Annotated in this window: 10 protein-coding genes; 2 read left to right on the forward strand and 8 right to left on the reverse strand. The window is 71.3% G+C overall.

The features are described from left to right. Positions 1-90 precede the first annotated feature (90 nt). On the forward strand, positions 91-909 hold the full coding sequence (locus FHT37_RS02485) for a hydroxypyruvate isomerase family protein (protein ID WP_183478670.1): 819 nt from the start codon (positions 91-93) through the stop codon (positions 907-909). 118 nt (positions 910-1027) lie between these two features. Continuing rightward, positions 1028-2809, forward strand: a complete 1782-nt coding sequence (locus FHT37_RS02490; RefSeq protein ID WP_183478671.1) for a serine protease — start codon at positions 1028-1030, stop codon at positions 2807-2809. A gap of 111 nt (positions 2810-2920) precedes the next feature. On the opposite strand, the gene ileS is transcribed toward FHT37_RS02490, so the two are convergent. From ileS to FHT37_RS02530, 8 genes are all read right to left on the reverse strand, one after another. After that, the gene (ileS, locus tag FHT37_RS02495; RefSeq protein ID WP_183478672.1) at positions 2921-5764 is read right to left on the reverse strand and encodes an isoleucine--tRNA ligase; all 2844 of its coding nucleotides are present in this window, start codon (positions 5762-5764) and stop codon (positions 2921-2923) included. Positions 5765-5896: 132 nt separating this feature from the next. Beyond that, positions 5897-6952, reverse strand: a complete 1056-nt coding sequence (locus FHT37_RS02500; RefSeq protein WP_147240883.1) for a bifunctional riboflavin kinase/FAD synthetase — start codon at positions 6950-6952, stop codon at positions 5897-5899. Between the two features lie 34 nt (positions 6953-6986). Then, positions 6987-8897, reverse strand: a complete 1911-nt coding sequence (locus tag FHT37_RS02505) for an ATP-binding protein (RefSeq protein WP_183478673.1) — start codon at positions 8895-8897, stop codon at positions 6987-6989. A 196-nt stretch (positions 8898-9093) separates the two neighbouring features. After that, complete coding sequence (locus FHT37_RS02510) at positions 9094-9891, reverse strand: pseudouridine synthase (protein WP_091723577.1); 798 nt, start codon at positions 9889-9891, stop codon at positions 9094-9096. A gap of 51 nt (positions 9892-9942) precedes the next feature. Next, on the reverse strand, positions 9943-10905 hold the full coding sequence (locus FHT37_RS02515; RefSeq protein ID WP_183478674.1) for a P1 family peptidase: 963 nt from the start codon (positions 10903-10905) through the stop codon (positions 9943-9945). Beyond that, entirely contained in the window at positions 10902-11495 is a 594-nt protein-coding gene (locus FHT37_RS02520; RefSeq protein ID WP_183478675.1) for a DUF3617 domain-containing protein, read from the reverse strand. Before FHT37_RS02520 ends, FHT37_RS02515 begins: the two co-directional genes overlap by 4 nt. Positions 11496-11565: 70 nt before the next feature. Next, complete coding sequence (locus tag FHT37_RS02525) at positions 11566-12687, reverse strand: acyl-CoA dehydrogenase family protein (RefSeq protein ID WP_183478676.1); 1122 nt, start codon at positions 12685-12687, stop codon at positions 11566-11568. Between the two features lie 15 nt (positions 12688-12702). After that, positions 12703-13893, reverse strand: coding sequence for an acyl-CoA dehydrogenase family protein (locus FHT37_RS02530; protein ID WP_091723586.1), 1191 nt, complete (start codon positions 13891-13893; stop codon positions 12703-12705). Positions 13894-14053: the final 160 nt, after the last annotated feature.

The following is a 14053-nucleotide window of genomic DNA, read 5'->3' on the forward strand; positions in this document are numbered from 1 at the left end:
CCGAAGGTGAGCAGAGCGAGTTGAGCGCCGAAAGCGGGCTCCGCCGCCGGCCTCGGGCAGTTTTGCGCGGGCTCGGTGACACTACGCCGCATGCCTCGATTCGCTGCCAACCTTGGATTCCTGTACCAGGATCTCCCGTTCCTCGACCGTTTCTCTGCTGCAGCCCGCGACGGGTTTGCGGCAGTGGAGTGTTTGTTCCCGTATGACATGCCGGCTGCTGAGTTGCGAGCCCGGGCGGATGCGGCGGGTGTTGAGGTCGTGTTGATCAATGCGCCGCCGGGCGACTGGGCGGCGGGTGAGCGTGGTTTGGCGTCGCTGGCGGGGCGGGAGGCTGACTTTCGAGATTCGATCGAGCGCGGGCTGGATTACGCGAGCCGGGTGGGGTCGCCGCGGCTGCACGTGCTGGCGGGGGTGTTGCCGCCGGATGTTTCGCGCGATGCCGCGCTCGCGCGCTACGAGGCGGGTCTGCGCTGGGCTGCTGAGCAGGCTGCGCGCGCGGGCGTGACGCTGATGATCGAGCCCATCAATCCGCACGACATGCCGGGCTACCTGCTGCAGCGCCAGGAGGAGGCGCATGCGATCGTCGATCGCATTGGCGCGGCGCATCTGAGGGTCCAGATGGACCTGTACCACTGCGCGCGTGTCGAGGGGGATGTGGTCGCGCAGGTGCGGCGCTGGCTGCCGACGGGTCGTGTCGCGCATTGCCAGATCGCCGGCATGCCGGGCCGGCATGAGCCGGACGTGGGCTCGCTGGACTGGCGCGGCGCGCTGGCTGCAATCGACGAGATCGCGGCGGCCACCGGCTGGGACGGCTGGATCGGCTGCGAGTACCGGCCGCGGCGGGGCGATGTCGCAGGTGGCACCTCCGACGGTTTGGTCTGGATGCGAGGGTTGAGTAGCAAGGATTGATGGCCAGACCCACCTAACGAGGTCGGCGCCTGAGCCGCCACGACCTCCAATAGCGATCCCGGTTTAGAAGGGGTCTCAACACGATCGCTGCCTCTCTCCAAGAGCACAGGCAGCGACGATGACCCCCAGGATCAAACGAGCGGCGATCGCGATCGCCACGGCAGCGGCGGCCACCAAGGCCCTCGCCATCGGTATCAACGAACAGCGGTTCGAGGCCCTCGGTGGCCGGCTCGACGAGCCGCTGTCCTTCCTGCACCTGGTGCAGACCCCCCTGGAGCGGGAGAGCCTCCAGCCCAGGTTCCGCAATGTGGGTCAGTTGCGCTTTCCCGGCACCGACCGCGACTGCACCGCGACCTGGCTCGGCGAAGACGAGCAGCATGCCTTCGTCATGACCGCGGCGCATTGCGTGGCCAGTGATTTCCGGCACGCCCCCTGGGCCCGGTCCCTGGGGCCGGTGACGTTGAGCAGCCGTCTCCCGTCGAGGCATGAAGGGCGAGGCCTGGCCTTCATCCCGATGCCGCGCCCGTCGCAGGACGGCGACGCGGTCGAGCAGGACGGCAGCGCCAGCGACAGCGACCTGGCGATCCTGCGGCTGCCGCGCCGGACGGCTCGCCCGCTGGCGTCGGAAACGCCGCCATTGCTCGACGACCTCGACGACGACCCCGTCGCCAGCGCCCATCCCGTGGGGGCAGTCACCGAGTTCGTCGGTTATGGCGCCTGGCATGTCGGCACCCGGTCGATTGACCGCGCCGGGCGCCTCTGGGCCCGTGCGCCCGGCCGCGCGACCGGGCGCGCGCGGCAGCGGTTCACCGTCGGTTATCAGCCGACCGGCGACACCGATCGCTGGTTCACGCTGACCTCGGGCGACAGCGGCGGTGCCTTCTGGCAGGCGCGCTGGGGCTACTGGCATGTCGTTGCCACGGCGAGCGCCCGTGACAAGGGCTGGCGTGGCTCGGAAGGCCCTCGCATGGCGGCGCTCGTCCACTGGGTGAAAGGCGTCTTCCCCGGCATCCGCACCTTGAGCGACCGCCTCAGCGTCGGCGCCGGCGCCCCGTTCGTTTCCCGCGATCACTCGGAAGACGTCTCGAGCGGCACGGTGGTCTATCTCGTGCCGGCGCAGACCGGGGCCACCGGGCCTGCCGAGCCCGCCACTTCCGGCGCCTCGGGCTACAGCGTCATCCAGGCCGTCGTGGAGGACGAACTGACGCGCCACCGGGCCGAGATCCGTCTGCGCGGCCAGCGCGAGACCGGTTGCGGCTGGGCCTCGCGGATGGAGGACGACACCACGTGCGGCGAGCGGCGGGGCGCCCGCCTGACGGTGTCCTTCCATGCGGAAGACAACCCCGGACTGATGCGAGGCAGCTATGTCGGCCAGATCGAGATCGAGGCGGTCGGCACGAGCGACGGGCGTTATCGCGAGCGCTTCCCGCTGCGGTTGCGGATCGGGCACCTGACCGCAGGCACCGTCACGGCGAGCCGTGGCTACGAGTCGCCGGATCTGGCGGGGCTGCTTTCCGCGCAAGGCGGCTCGCCAGTGCGTGTCGCGCTGCCCGTCCAGGCGCGTGCGCATCGCGATGGGGAGGCGTCCGGCGGCGTGCAGCCCTCGAGTCGCGTCATCGTCACGGTGAGGGATGTGCTGGAAGGCCGGGACCGAACCCTCGTGCTGCGCGCGTTCCGGCGGCCGGCGACTGCCGGCGCCTGCGCGCCGATGCCGATGGCAGCGACGGTTGATTGCGAGGGGCGCCGGCTGCCTCGTGTGAGCCTGCAGTTCGTCGAGGGCGACAATCCGGGCCTGCCGGCGGGGCTCTATCGGGGACGCGTGTTCCTGGAGGCGCGCGGCGGACCCGGCGGCACACGCCGTGAGCTGATCGGTGTCGGGTTGAACGTCGACACGCTCTGACCCCACGCCGATCCCGAGGGATCGCCCGCGGCGACGCGCCGACCCGCGCGACCATGAGAAAGGCCGCCGGCCCGCAGGGGCTCGGCGGCCTTGCCGTCGATGCGCGCAGGCTCAGGCCACCGTGCGCGTCTCGCCGTCGCCGTGGAGGTTGCTCTCGCAGCGGCCGCAGATCGTCGGATGCGCGGGATTGGCGCCGACGTCCGCGCGGTAGTGCCAGCAGCGCTCGCACTTCTGGTGCGTCGACGGCGTCACGGTGATGCTCAGTTCATCGGCCAGCACCGCGTTCGCGGCCGAGGTGATCAGCACGAACTTCAGGTCGTCGCCCAGGCTGCTCAGCAACGCCAGGTCCTCGCCGTTCACGCCCAGCGTGATCTCCGCCTGCAGCGACGAGCCGATCGCGCCGGTCGTGCGCACCGCCTCGATCGCCTTGTTCACCGCGTCCCGGACCTCGTGGATGCGGTTCCACTTGGCGATCAGGCCGTCGTCGTGCGCGACGCCGAAGGACCAGAAGGTCTCGGTGAAGATCGTGTCGCCGGCCTGCTTGCCGGCGAAGACCTTCCAGGCTTCCTCGGCGGTGAAGCTCAGGAACGGCGCCATCCAGCGCAGCATCGCGTGGGTGATGTGCCACAGCGCGGTCTGCGCCGAGCGGCGCGCGGCCGACTTCGGCGCGCTGGTGTACAGGCGGTCCTTCAGCACGTCCAGGTAGAACGCGCCCAGGTCCTCCGAGCAGTAGACCTGCAGCTTGGCCACCACCGGGTGGAACTCGTAGCGCTGGTAATGCGCCAGGATCTCCTCCTGGAACTGCGCGGCGCGCGCCAGCGCATAGCGGTCGGCCTCGAGCAGCTGGTCCATCGGCACGGCGTCGCGGGCGGCGTCGAAGTCCGAGGTGTTGGCCAGCAGGAAGCGCAGCGTGTTGCGGATGCGGCGGTAGCCGTCCACCACGCGGTCCAGGATCTTCTTGTCGCCGGCGATGTCGCCCGAATAGTCCGATGCCGCCACCCACAGCCGGATGATCTCGGCGCCCAGCGACTTGCTGGTCTCCTGCGGATCGACGCCGTTGCCCAGCGACTTGCTCATCTTGCGGCCCTGGCTGTCCACGGTGAAGCCGTGGGTCAGCAGGCCGCGATAGGGCGCGCGGCCATTGATCGCGCACGAGATCAGCAGCGACGAGTGGAACCAGCCGCGATGCTGGTCATGGCCCTCGAGATAGAGGTCGGCCTCGGGGCCGGTCTCGTGCGCCGCGCCGGCATGCGAGCCCTTGAGCACGTGCTGGAAGGTGGAGCCCGAGTCGAACCACACGTCGAGGATGTCCTGGCCCTTCGAGTACTGCTCGGCCTCGGCGCCCAGCCACTCGGCCGGGTCGAGCTTGGACCAGGCCTCGATGCCGCCGGCCTCGACCAACTGCGCGGCGCGCTCGATGAACTCGAGCGTCTTCGGATGCGGCTGGCCGCTGTCCTTGTGCAGGAAGATCGGCAGCGGCACGCCCCAGCTGCGCTGGCGCGAGATGCACCAGTCGGGCCGTCCGGCGATCATGTCGTGCAGCCGGGTGCGGCCGTTCTCCGGATAGAAGCTGGTCTGCTCGATGGCGTCCAGCGCCAGCTGGCGCAGCGTCTTCTCCGCCTTGTCGACGGTGAACACGCCGTCGCCTTCGTCCATGCGCACGAACCACTGCGCCGCGGCGCGGTAGATCACCGGGCTCTTGTGGCGCCAGCAGTGCGGGTAGCTGTGGCTGATCTTGCTCTGGGCCATCAGGCGGCCGGCATCCTGCAGCGCCTGCGCGATGACCGGATTGGCCTTCCAGATGTGCTGGCCGCCGAACAGCGGCAGCTCGGCCTCATAGACGCCGTTGCCCTGCACCGGGTTCTTGATGTCCTTGAAGGTCATCCCGTGCGCCATGCACGAGTTGAAGTCGTCCACGCCGTAGGCCGGCGCCGAGTGGACCACGCCGGTGCCGTCGTCGGCGGTGGCGTAGTCGGCCAGGTAGACGGGGCTTTCGCGATCGAAGCCCGGATGCACGTGCGCCAGCGGGTGCTTGAACTTCAGCAGCTCCAGCGACTTGCCCGGCGTCACGGCGACCTGCCGGCCCTCGATGCCCCAGCGGGCCAGGCACTTCTCGACCAGCGCCTCGGCCACGACGAAGTAGCCGCGCTCGGTGTCCACCAGCGCATAGGGCAGCTCGGGGTTCAGGTTGAGCGCCTGGTTGGCGGGGATGGTCCACGGCGTGGTCGTCCAGATGACGGTGAACGCGTCCTTGTCGAGCTTCTGCAGGCCGAAGGCCGCCGCCAGCTTGTCCGGCTCGGCGCTCAGGAAGGCCACGTCGACGGCGGGCGACTGCTTGTCGGCGTACTCGATCTCGAACTCGGCCAGCGAGGAACCGCAGTCGAAGCACCAGTACACCGGCTTGAGCCCGCGGTACACGAAGCCGCGCTCGAACAGGCGCTTGAGCACGCGGATCTCGCCGGCCTCGTTCTTGAAGTCCATCGTGCGGTAGGGGTGGTCCCAGTCGCCCAGCACGCCCAGGCGCTTGAAGTCGGCGCGCTGCTGGTCGATCTGTTCGCCGGCGTACTTGCGGCTCTTGGCCTGCACCTCGTCGCGCGGCAGGCCGCGGCCGAAGGTCTTCTCGATCTGGTTCTCGATCGGCAGGCCGTGGCAGTCCCAGCCCGGGATGTAGGCGGCGTCGAAGCCCTCGAGCTGGCGCGCCTTGACGATCATGTCCTTCAGGATCTTGTTGACCGCGTGACCCATGTGGATCTGGCCGTTGGCATAGGGCGGGCCGTCGTGCAGCACGAACTTGGGCTTGCCCTGGCGCGCCACGCGCAGGCGCTGGTAGATGCCCTGGTCCTCCCATTCCTTGACCCAGCCCGGCTCGCGCTTGGGCAGGTCGCCGCGCATGGGGAAGGGCGTGTCGGGCAGGTTGAGCGTGGCGCGGTAGTCGGGCTTGGACGTGTCGGTCATGGCAGCGGCAATCGAAGAGGGCAGCCCCGGCGTGCGCGGGGCGGCGAGGCATGAAGAGAAGGGCGCGGAGGCGGCGAGGTGGGATGCACTGGGCCGCGCGCCGGCTGAGCGCAGGGGAGGGCGGTCAGCCCTTCAAATTCGGTCGCGGGTGGTCTGACGGCGGACGGCGGCGTGGGTGGCCGCCTGTTGCGCGAAGTAGTCGCGCGCCTGACGGACGTCTTCGCGGATCGCGGCCGTCAACGAATCAAGCCCGTCGAAACGGGCTTCATCGCGCAGTTTTTGGAGGAGTTCCACGCGCACGAGTTTACCGTAGGCCTCCGCGGCCCCCAGGCGGGCGGCCAGGTCCGCCGGCCAGTCCAGCGCGTGGACTTCCAGCAGCACCCGCCCCGCGTCCTCGACGGTGGGGCGCACGCCCAGCGAGGCGACGCCGTCCAGCGCCGGGCCGTCGTCCCCGTCGATGCCATGCACCCGCACCGCGAAGATGCCGTGCGCCGCCGGCTTGTCGTGGTCGAAGCGCAGGTTCAGCGTGCGGAAGCCGTCGCCGCGGCCGGGCGCGGTCTCGGCCAACTGGCGGCCCAGCTTCTGGCCGTGGATCACATGGCCGGAGATCGCGTACGGCCGGCCCAGCAGCCGCGCCGCGCCGTCCATGTCGCCGGCGGCCAGCGCCTCGCGCACGGCCGAGCTCGACACCCGCAGCCCATGCACCTCGTAGCTCATCATCCGGGCGACGTCGAAGCCCAGGCGTTGCCCGGCGGCGTCCAGGGTCGCGTAGTCGCCCTGGCGCTTGGCGCCGAAACGGAAGTCGTCGCCGACCAGCACGTATTTCGCGCCCAGGCCCTCGACCAGCACCTGCTGGATGAAGTCCTGCGCCGGCAGCGAGGCCAGCGCCTCGTCGAAGCGCAGCACCACGACCTGGTCCACGCCGCAGCGCTCCAGCTCCTGCAGCTTGTCGCGCAGCGTGGCGATGCGCGCCGGCGCCAGTTCGGGCTTGCCGAGCTTGCTGGCGAAGAAGTCGCGCGGATGCGGCTCGAAGGTCAGCACGCAGGTCGGCAGGCCGCGGTGGCGGGCCTCGGACAGCAGCAGCGCCAGCATGGCTTGATGGCCGCGGTGGACACCGTCGAAGTTGCCGATCGTCAGCGCGCAGTGCGCCGCGACGCCGGGATGGTGGAAGCCTCGGAAAACGTGCATGGGCCGGGATTATCTGCCGGCCGGGCGCCGCCCGTCAGGCCGCGGCGGCGGCCGGCGGTGCGGCTTGCGCCGAGGGCGAGGCCGCCGGGCCGCGCAGGTGCTGCGTGACGACGGCCAGCAGCTCGTCCATCTCGAACGGCTTCACCAGGTAGCCGTCCATGCCGCAGGCCAGGCAGCGGGCCCGGTCGTCGTCGACGGCGCTGGCGGTCAGCGCGACCAACGGCGTGCGCGGCAGCAGCCGGCGCGCCTCCTCCTGGCGCCAGGCCACGGTGGCCGCATAGCCGTCGAGCTCCGGCATCTGGCAGTCCATCAGCACCAGGTCGAAACGCTGCGCGCGCAGCTGCTCGAGCGCGTCGCGGCCGTGTTCCGCCGGCGTCACGCGCAGGCCGCAGCGCTCCAGCATGGTCGTGGCGACAAGCAGGTTGACCGGGCTGTCGTCGACCAGCAGCACGCGGCCTTCGAGCCGCGGCAGCGGCGCCGCGGTCGAGGCCGCGGGCTCGGTCGATGCGGCGGGCGCGTCCGATCCAGGCAGCGCGGCGGACGGGGCGAGCGCCGTCGAGGACGGTGCCGGGGAGGCCACCTGCAGCGGCAGGGTGAACTCGAACACCGAGCCCTGGCCGGGCGCCGATGCGCAGCGCAGGTCGCCGCCCATCGCGCGCGCCAGTTCGCGCGAGATCGTCAGCCCCAGCCCCGCGCCATCGCGGCGCGCGCGGTGGTCGCCGGCGCGGCCGGCCTGCTCGAACGGGGCGAAGATGCGCTCGAGCTGGTCCGCCGGGATGCCGTCGCCGGTGTCCTTGACCGCGAAGCGCAGCAGCGTGCCCGCGCGCATGTCCAGCACCGACGAGACCTCGACGTCGACGCTGCCCCGGTCGGTGAACTTGATCGCGTTGCCGACCAGGTTGTGCAGCACCTGCTGGATGCGCGAGGCATCGCCCATCGCGCGCGCCGGCAGCTGCGGCGCGACGGTCAGCGAGAAGGCCAGGCCCTTGGCGCGCGCCGTCTCGCCCAGCAGGCGGCCGACGTCGCCGGCGACCTCGCGCAGGTCGAAGGGGCGGGCCTCGACGACCAGCTTGCCCGACTCGATGCGCGCCAGGTCCAGGATGTCGTTGACCAGCGTCATCAGGTGGCGGCCGGAGCGGCGCACGATCTCCACCTGCTCGCGCTGCTGCGGGCTGAGCTCGCCGCGCTCCAGCAGCTGGGCCATGCCGATGATGCCGTTCAGCGGCGTGCGGATCTCATGGCTCATCACCGCGACGAAGCGGCTCTTGCTGCTGCTGGTTTCCTCCGCCGCGTCCAGCGCGAGGCGGCGCTGCTCGGCCAGCCGGGCCTGCTCGAAGCGCAGCCGCAGCAGCTCCAGCGTGCGCGCCTCGATGCGGCGCGACTCGAGCACCGTCAGCAGCCAGAACATCGTCAGCCCACCGGCGCTGAGCCAGCCGGTGGTGCCGCCTTGCAGCGCCAGCCGGATCGCCAGCGGCGCGATGACCAGCGAGGCGAACAGCGCCTGCCCGCGCGCCCAGTGGCCCAGCGACACCATGGTGAAGGCGACCAGGCCGACCAGCGTGGTCATGACCGCGCCGTCGATCTCCGGCAGGTTGGGCGTGGCGAAGAGGGCGCCGATCACGCCCCAGGCCAGGCCGTCCAGCCCCAGGCCGACGAGGTAGCGCCGCTCCCGGCCCGGCGAGGCGCGCTCGACCAGCGGCAGCCGCAGGAAGCTGCGGGCTTCCAGCGCGCGCCAGGCCGAGATGCCCCAACGCGCCGCCAGCCAGCCGAGCAGGTCCACGGCCGGCAGGTGCGACCACAGCAGCGCCACCGGCAGCAGGCTGAACAGCCCGCCGACGCAGGCCGGCATCGCCACGCGCGCCTGCAGGCTGGTCAGGCGTTCCGCCCGCACCTGCATGGCCACGCTGGCGCCGCCAGGATCCCCGTGATGTTTGATTTCAGGCACTCCCATACGACCCGGCCGTCGAGGATTCCGGCCGACCGCCCTCCAGATCGGTGGCGCCGCTTCGCGGGCGGCGTCCAAGTGGGGCGTTTCTACCGAAGGTCGTGAGCGGCGAGGCTCGGGGACTTCCCGGGGACCGTCCGGTCCTCGTGCGCAGGCGCGGTGCCGGTGGGCGCCTGACGCCCATCCGGCTCGAGGTCTAGGCCGAAGCCGGTCCCGATCCTGATCCCGACGCCGGATCTGTCATCGCCAGTTCGCGTTGGTGCTCGTCGAGCCAGATCCAGCCGCCGGACGGCAGCTCGGCCGGCAGGTCCAGCGCGCCGATGCGCTGGCGGTGCAGCGCCAGCACCCGGTTGCCGACCGCGGCGACCATGCGCTTGGCCTGGTGGTAGCGGCCCTCGGTGAGCGCCATCTGCAGGCGGCCGTCGGGCAGGCGCTCGGCGGACACGGCGCGCACCGGCTCCTCGGCCAGTTTGGGATTGCGCTCCTCCAGCAGCACGCCCTCGACCAGGCGGCGCAGTTGGCCCTCGTCCAGCTCGGCCTTGCAGCTCGCCTGGTAGAGCTTGGGCACGTGGTACTTCGGGCTGGTGAGCTTGTGCTGCAGCGGGCCGTCGTCGGTCAGCAGCAGCAGGCCGGTGGTGTCCTCGTCGAGCCGGCCCACCGGCTGGATGTCGCGGTTGCGCAGCGGCTCGGGCAGCAGCGAGAACACGCTCGGATGGTGGCTGGGCTTGCGCGAGCACTCGTAGCCCGCCGGCTTGTGCAGCAGGATCAGCGCCTTCTCGTGATACGGCCAGGCCTGGCCTTCGACCTCGAAGACCAGGCCGGTGGTGTCGAAGGCCTGCCGCGGGTCCTCGACGAGCTCGCCGGCGACCGACACCAGGCCGTGCTCGACCAGCGCCGCGCAATGCCGGCGGGTGCCGAAGCCCTGGCTGAAGAGGATCTGCGCGATGGCGACCGGCTTGGCGGCCTTGGCGGGGGTGGGGGAACTCGAACTCATGGGGCGGGATTGTCGCCGCGGCCGCGGGGCCGCCCGCCCTCCGGTCGTCCGTCAGCCCGGCCGGACCGCGTCCACCACGGCCCGGGCCACGACCTCGGCGGCCAGCGCGCCGAGCAACGTCATGTCGCCGTCGACCTCGGCGGCGCCGGTCGCCAGCGCGAACAGCACGTCGCCGTCCATCACCGTGTGCACCGGCTGGATCGCGCGGGCCAGCCCGTCGTGCGCGATCTGCGCCAGCTTGGTCGCCTGGGGCTTGCTCAGGCGCGCATCGGTGGCGATGACGCCGATCGTCGTCGCGCTGCCTTGCAGCGCGCGGCCGGGACGCTCACCGTCCAGCAGGGCCCGAACCGTCGAGCAGGCGCGGCCGTCCGGGCCGCGCGGGCCGGCGAGCACCTGGCCGCCGCGCGGGTCGACCACGTCGCCCACCGCGTTCACCACGACCATCGCCGCCAGCGTGACGTCGCCCAGGCGCAGCGAGGCCATGCCCAGGCCGCCGGGCATCGCGCGGTCCACGCCCAGCAGCTTGCCCACCGTCGCGCCGGTGCCGGCGCCGACCGGGCCGCGCGCGCGCTCGGCTGCGGAGGCCGCGTCGCAGGCCGCGCGGCCCGCGGCGGCATCGGGCGCGGTCGCCGCGTCGTGGCGCCACAGGTCGAAGATCACCGCCGCCGGCACGATGGGCACGCGCACCTGGCCGACCGGGAAGCCGTGGCCGCGTTCGGCCAGCCAGCGCATCACGCCGTCCGCGGCCGCCAGGCCGAAGGCGCTGCCGCCGCTCAGCAGGACCGCGTGGATTTGCTGGACCGTGTTCTCGGGACGCAGCAGGTCGGTCTCGCGGGTCCCGGGCGCGGCGCCGCGCACATCGACGCCGGCGGTCGCGCCGGCCTCGCACAGCACGACGCTGCAGCCGGTGGGGGCCGAGGGATGGGTGAAGTGGCCGAGCTTCAGCCCGGCGACGTCGCACAGGCTGCCGGTGTCGGCGCGCGCGGCGCCGGCGGGGGCGACCGGCTCGCTCAAGGCTTGCCGCCCTGGCTCGGCCCCTGAGGCTGCGACTGCGGCTGCGGTTGCGGCTTGAGGCTGCCGCAGTCGGCGCCGAGGTAGCGCGCCTCGCCGGTGGAGCGCAGCACCTCGGTCTTGCCGTCGCGCTGCACGCGGACCTCGCTCCTGGTCCGGTAATGGTCGGTGCCCAGGAAGGTGATCTCGTTCGTCCCCTCGGACGCAGGGTTGGTGCAGCGGAAGTTGACCAGCATCCGGTCGCCGGTGCGCTTGCTGTCGTGCTCGCACTTGCCTTCGGTCTTCGGGATGCCGGCGCGGTCCGCCTGTTCCCGCGTCACGCAGGACTTGAGCGTCAGTTCGCCGCCCTGGAAGTTCATGCTGACGCCGTTCTTCGACATCATCGATTCCAGCTGCTTGCGCTGCTCCGGCGGCAGCGCGGCCATCTGCTTCTGCATCTGCTCCATCTGCGCCTGGCGCTGCGGATCGAGCTCGGGCTTCTGCTTGATCTCCCACAGCCCGGGCTTGAAGTCCTGGGCGGCGGCGGTCATCGCCGCGCCGGCCAGCAGCAGGCCGGCGAGGAAGGAGGCGGCGGCGGAGGTCGCGTTCGACATGGCGTTCTCCCTGCTGCGAAGGCAGCGAGGCTCGCCGAGTGTAGGGGCCGCCGCCGGGCGGTGTCAGGCGTCAGGCGAAGACGCCGGCCGTGTCCTGCATGCGGCGGCTGACCTCGCCCAGGTGATGCAGCGAATCGCCGTACTGCATCTCCATGAGCGTGAGCCGCTTGAAGTAATGGCTGCCGACATACTCGTCGGTCACGCCGATGCCGCCATGCAGCTGGATGCACTGCTGGCCGACGAAGCGCATCGCCTGGCCGAGCTGTACCTTGGCCTGCGAAACCGCGCGGCGGCGTGCCTCGGCTGGCTCGCCCAGCTTGAGCGTGGCGAAGTAGCTCATCGAGCGCGCCAGCTCCAGCTGCATCTTGATGTCGGCCATGCGATGGCGCAGCGCCTGGAAACTGGCGATGGCGACGCCGAACTGCTTGCGCGTGTTCAGGTATTCCGCCGTCAGCGCGACGAAGCGGTCCATCGCGCCGACCGCCTCCGCCGCCTGCGCCGCGATGGCGATGTCGACGGCGTGTTCCAGCACCGCGAGGCCACGGTCGGGACCGACCAGCAGCGTGGCGGGCGTGTCCTGCAGCGTCAGCTCGGCGGCGCGCGAGCCGTCGTGCAGCGCATAACCGCGCAGCGCGACGCCACTTGCCTCCTTGGCGACCAGGTAGAGCGCGATGCCTGCGTCGGCGCCGCCGGCGCGCGCCGGCACGATGAAGGCGTCGGCCGCGTCACCGGCCGGCACCACGCTCTTCAGGCCGGTGAGCCGGTGATCCGCCGTGGCCAGCGTGTCGCAGACCTCGAGCCGGTAGCGCGCGCGGCGCTCCTGGTGCGCGAGCACGACCAGCGCCTCGCCGCCCGCGATGCGCGGCAGCCACTCGCCCTGCGCGTCCTCGCCGGACTGCGCCAGCACCGCCGGCGCGACCAGCCCGCCCTGCGCATAGGGCTCCATCACCAGGCCGCGGCCCAGTTCCTCCATGACGACCATCGCCTCGACCGGGCCGAAGCCCAGGCCGCCGTGGGCCTCGGGCACCGCCAGCGCGGTCAGGCCCAGGCCGGCCAGGGCGTTCCAGACCTCGCGCGAGAAGCCGCCCGCGCGCACGATCGCGCGGCGCTGCTCGAAGCCGTAATCCTTGTCGACGTAGCGCCGCACTGCGTCGCGCAGCGAGTTCTGGTCTTCGGTGAAATCGAAATCCATGTCGTGTCTCCTGCCTCAGCCCAGCACGGTCTGCGCGACGATGTTGCGCTGCACCTCGTTGGAGCCGCCGTAGATCGTCGTCTTGCGATAGTTGAAGTAGTGGCTCGCGAGCGGCGCGCAATGGGCCGCGCCGACGTGGTCGCCCTGCCAGCCCGCCTCCATGGCCTCGTGGATGAAGGGCGTCGCGTAGGGGCCGGCGGCCAGCATCATCAGCTCGGTGTAGCGCTGCTGGATCTCGCTGCCGCGGATCTTCAGCAGCCCCGCCACGTCCAGCGACTGCTTGCCGCTGCTCTCGGCCGAGAGCACCCGCAGCACCATCATCTCCAGCGCGACGATGTCCACCTCCAGCAGCGCGATCTGGTCGCGGAAACGTGCGTCCTCGCGATCGCCGCCGAGCAGCCCTTCGGCCTTGGCGATGCGCTTGAGCCGCTCCAGCTCGCGCTTGGCGCGGTTCACGTCGGCGATGTTGGTGCGCTCGTGCGCGAGCAGGTACTTGGCGTAGGTCCAGCCCTTGTTCTCCTCGCCGACCAGGTTCTCCGCGGGGACCTCGACGTTGTCGAAGAACACCTCGTTCACCTCGTGCTCGCCGTCGAGCATGATGATCGGCCGCACGGTCACGCCGGGCGACTTCATGTCGATCAGCAGGAAGGAGATGCCGGCCTGCGGCTTGACCGAGGCGTCGGTGCGCACGAGGCAGAAGATCCAGTCGCCGTACTGGCCCAGCGTGGTCCAGGTCTTCTGGCCGTTGACGATGTACTTGTCGCCCCGGCGCTCGGCGCGGGTCTTCACCGAGGCCAGGTCCGAGCCCGAGCCCGGTTCGCTGTAGCCCTGGCTCCACCAGACGTCGCCGCTCATGATCCCCGGGAGGTGGCGCTCCTGCTGCTCGCGCGAGCCGAAGGCCATGATCACCGGCGCCACCATCACCGGTCCGAAGGGCACCACGCGTGGCGCGCCGGCCAGGGCGCATTCCTCTTCGAAGAGATGGCGCTGCACCGCGTTCCAGCCCGGCCCGCCGAACTGCCTGGGCCAGGCCCAGCCGTGCCAGCCCTGCTTGCCCAGGATGCGGGCCCAGCGCTGCAGATCGTCCTTGTTCAGGCGCAGCGCGTTGTGCACCTTGTGGCTGATGTCCTGAGGGAGGTGCTCGGCCACCCAGCGGCGGATGTCGGCCCGGAAGGCCTGCTCCTCGGGCGTGAAGTTGAGGTCCATGCGTGTCTCCTGCGGTCTTCGATGTCGGGCCGGCGCTCTGGCGCGTGGTGGGCGCGGTCGGCGCTGTCGGTGAGCTGCGCGGGGTTTTAGCACGAGCGTTCGCTTTTGCCCTGTCCCGACCGGGACAAGCCCAGGGACATGCCCGAGCCGCGCGAGAATG

The sequence above is a fragment of the Mitsuaria sp. BK037 genome (genome assembly GCF_014193045.1).
Lineage (GTDB): Bacteria > Pseudomonadota > Gammaproteobacteria > Burkholderiales > Burkholderiaceae_C > Roseateles.

Excerpts from the sequence above, each read along its gene's own strand:
- FHT37_RS02490 (WP_183478671.1), top strand. The coding sequence starts at position 1,028 with ATGACCCCCAGGATCAAACGAGCGGCGATCGCGATCGCCACGGCAGCG.
- FHT37_RS02520 (WP_183478675.1), bottom strand. The coding sequence starts at position 11,495 with ATGTCGAACGCGACCTCCGCCGCCGCCTCCTTCCTCGCCGGCCTGCTG.
- FHT37_RS02530 (WP_091723586.1), bottom strand. The coding sequence starts at position 13,893 with ATGGACCTCAACTTCACGCCCGAGGAGCAGGCCTTCCGGGCCGACATC.
- FHT37_RS02510 (WP_091723577.1), bottom strand. The coding sequence starts at position 9,891 with ATGAGTTCGAGTTCCCCCACCCCCGCCAAGGCCGCCAAGCCGGTCGCC.
- FHT37_RS02485 (WP_183478670.1), top strand. The coding sequence starts at position 91 with ATGCCTCGATTCGCTGCCAACCTTGGATTCCTGTACCAGGATCTCCCG.
- FHT37_RS02525 (WP_183478676.1), bottom strand. The coding sequence starts at position 12,687 with ATGGATTTCGATTTCACCGAAGACCAGAACTCGCTGCGCGACGCAGTG.
- FHT37_RS02500 (WP_147240883.1), bottom strand. The coding sequence starts at position 6,952 with ATGCACGTTTTCCGAGGCTTCCACCATCCCGGCGTCGCGGCGCACTGC.
- ileS (WP_183478672.1), bottom strand. The coding sequence starts at position 5,764 with ATGACCGACACGTCCAAGCCCGACTACCGCGCCACGCTCAACCTGCCC.